Raw genomic sequence first — 245 nt, forward strand, 5'->3', positions numbered from 1 at the left:
TGGATTTCTTCAGGCAGCGCGGTGCCCTCGGCGATGGCTTTGCGCATTGCAGCAGCACGGCTCACTTCACTGATCAGTAACGGCTCTTCAGTCAAAGCAAACATTGCACCCGGCCGACCCCAATTAACGCGGCCGATCTGCGCCGATTCGATAGCGCTGTTGTATCCCTTGATCGGGCCAAGCCAGAACAAGGCACGATTGGGCTCCGCCTTCGCAAATGGCCAGCCGGTGGCATGCTTGTAATG

Annotated in this window: 1 protein-coding gene; it reads right to left on the minus strand. The window is 58.0% G+C overall.

The window, feature by feature from the left end:
• On the minus strand, positions 1–245 hold a 245-nt coding region (locus tag SB816_RS34195), incomplete at both ends, for a hypothetical protein (protein ID WP_410548522.1).

The organism is Achromobacter sp. SIMBA_011 (assembly GCF_046535435.1).
Classification (GTDB): domain Bacteria; phylum Pseudomonadota; class Gammaproteobacteria; order Burkholderiales; family Burkholderiaceae_B; genus Achromobacter; species Achromobacter dolens.